Raw genomic sequence first — 2,053 nt, 5'->3', positions numbered from 1 at the left:
GCCGTGGAACTGGACACCGGTCGCCGTCGCTCAGGCCGAGGCCGCCTGATCAACCGCGGTGCCAACCGGGCGGTTACGAACATCCTATCGAGCCGGACATTGCAATGTTGCTGGAACCCGAGGGGTACGAAGGCCGCTTGCAGGCGTTTCGGGCATTCCGTGAACCGCTCTAGGGTTTCCCCTATATGTGTGGAGGTCGTGTAACCTACTGAAAATATATGATAGCCATAGTGCTTGTGATACCCTCCGGTCGCGCCGCCTCCGGCGCTCCCTCGTTACTGGTAACGATTTTGGCGGCACGGGGTGGGTTCACCCTTTCATCTTCGCCAGCCTGCCCACAATCTCGGTCGGATCGAAGCCCAGAACCTCGCCCAGCTTGACCAGTTCCACCACATCCACCCGGCGTTGCCCGCTTTCCAGCCGCGCGATGAAGGACTGGTAGACCTTCATCCGCCCCGCAAGTTCCACCTGCTTCAAGCCTGCCTCGCCGCGCTTCTCGATGAGGTAGCGGACAAGAGCATCATGCCTATGATCTCCAAGGGTTTTAGGCATGGACGCCCTATGCTGCTGCACTGGGCACGTTGACTATATCTCAAAACTAGGTATCTAAAATCTGGATATTGATCGTCCTTGCTGTCCGGTGTCGGGCCGTGCCGGGGCGCGCGTCAGTCTCACCAACGGAGCGCCTTATGAGCCTCAACAACAAGTCACCTGACCACCACGTCGCCTACGGTGCTGCGACCGAAGGTTTTGCCGCTGCGAGTACCAGCCTTGGCGTGATCGGGCGCTATTGGTGGAACCTGCAAATGCAACTCTTGGTCGCCACCGGCACCATGCGGTTTTTCCGCGTGTATTGGTGGCTGTTTCTAGTTGTTGGCTTCTTGCTTTTGGCTTTCATCATGCCCTTGGGCGTTGCTTTCGTGGTGAGCGCCTTTTGCGCGGGCGCAATGAACCCGAAAGCGGAAGACAACTTCATTGTGCCGCTCAGGCACGAAGATAACGCGCCGATGGGTGAGCCTGCCGCAACTGAACCCGATGAAGCGCCTCAGTCTGACGATTTGGGGCATGTTCAAGATGCGGCTGCTATTCACCATCTTGGGTATCTCAAGGCAATGAAGCGCGAAGTGGACGACAAAGAGTTTGCAGCCGCTGCGCTTGGCGCATTTGATGGAACGCTGCAAGCATGTCGCCTTCGCCTGTCTGATCTTGAAATGCACACCAACGGCGCGGCGTTTATCCTTGCCCAACTGACCAACCTTGAGCGCATTGACATTGACAGTGTTGATCCTGACTGGATTGCAGAAGTTACCGACGAAGCGATGACTTCCAGTGCGCTTGAAGCGATCCGCGACGAAGCAGGCCGTTTTGCCTACATGGCGGAAGGGGCCATGCGGTTTGGCCCCACTCCTTCATCCTGATCCTTTGCACCTGATTTATGCTGTACGGCTACCGTGCGGTGATTTTCTCAATCGCATCCTTCTTCTGCGCCAGCGTGTAGCCCTCGCCAAAGTACCCGTCTGTCACGGTGTCGCGCTCGTGCCCGACGATCTCTTGCACAAGTGACAACTCAATACTGGCTTGTCGCATCCGGGTAATGGCAGTGTGGCGCAGGCTGTGGAAGACAAGACCGTCTTCTTTCATGCCGATCTTGGTGAGGAAGGTGCCGAACCAGCGGCCCAGATTACGGCCATAGCCTTCCTTGGTGTTGTGCGTGAACGACATGAACAAGCGGAGTTGCTTGGCGCAGCCTTCGACCCATTCGAGAAAGCCAAGCCGGATTAACTCCGAATGGACGGGCACCCGGCGTTTGGCGGCAGGCGATTTCAGGCTTTTCTTCTCACCGTCTGCGTTGATGTCGATGTACCAGATGCCGCCTTCATTCCGAATGTCAGATGGCACCAGTTGCGCGACTTCCCGCAACCGTGCCCCGGTGAACATCGCCAGAAGCGTTCCCCACTTGTGATCGTCTTTCTTAACCCGCGATATTCACCGGCCGGCTGACATTGGAGCCAAGGTGCTGCTTTCGGGCGGGTCGAGGGCGTCCTGAGGGCCC

Annotated in this window: 3 protein-coding genes; 1 reads left to right on the top strand and 2 read right to left on the bottom strand. The window is 57.5% G+C overall.

The annotated features are described in order from the left end of the window. Positions 1-309 precede the first annotated feature (309 nt). Entirely contained in the window at positions 310-552 is a 243-nt protein-coding gene (locus tag GH815_RS18595) for a helix-turn-helix domain-containing protein (protein ID WP_153750215.1), read from the bottom strand. Between the two features lie 137 nt (positions 553-689). Between GH815_RS18595 and GH815_RS18590 the strand changes: the two genes are divergently transcribed. Then, on the top strand, positions 690-1,418 hold the full coding sequence (locus GH815_RS18590; RefSeq protein ID WP_153750214.1) for a hypothetical protein: 729 nt from the start codon (positions 690-692) through the stop codon (positions 1,416-1,418). Positions 1,419-1,446: 28 nt separating this feature from the next. Here GH815_RS18590 and GH815_RS18585 read toward each other — a convergent pair whose 3' ends face one another. Next, positions 1,447-1,938, bottom strand: coding sequence for a site-specific integrase (locus GH815_RS18585; protein WP_246176540.1), 492 nt, complete (start codon positions 1,936-1,938; stop codon positions 1,447-1,449). Between the last annotated feature and the right edge of the window lie 115 nt (positions 1,939-2,053).

This window comes from Rhodovulum strictum (assembly GCF_009649175.1).
Taxonomy (GTDB): Bacteria; Pseudomonadota; Alphaproteobacteria; order Rhodobacterales; family Rhodobacteraceae; genus Rhodovulum; species Rhodovulum strictum.
This window is presented reverse-complemented; position numbering and strand designations above follow the sequence as displayed.